Genomic DNA, 244 nt, shown 5'->3' on the forward strand with positions numbered 1-244 from the left:
CCCGGGGATCCCCGGGAGCCCGGGGAGCTCCGCGGGTCAGGGGTCTCGTCGGGGGTCGTCCCAGCGCCCGGACTTCCGGCCGGAGTTCGTCACGAGGGAACAGGCGATCGGCTTCGCCCGGCTGCTCCGAGAGCGTGCGGCAACGGCGGGTCTTCTCGGTGGGCATCGTTCGCTGCCCGCCCGGGTGACGCGCGCCGAGCTGGCCGCGATCACCGGGCATCCGCTCGCCGCTGTGGCGGCGGAC

1 protein-coding gene is annotated in these 244 nt (G+C 75.8%); it reads left to right on the plus strand.

Annotated features, from left to right (window positions below; genetic code table 11):
* A partial coding sequence (locus QN345_RS20300; protein ID WP_323509270.1) for a hypothetical protein occupies positions 1–244 on the plus strand: 244 nt, incomplete at both ends.

Source organism: Cryobacterium sp. 10I1 (genome assembly GCF_035019805.1).
Taxonomy (GTDB): domain Bacteria; phylum Actinomycetota; class Actinomycetes; order Actinomycetales; family Microbacteriaceae; genus Cryobacterium; species Cryobacterium glucosi.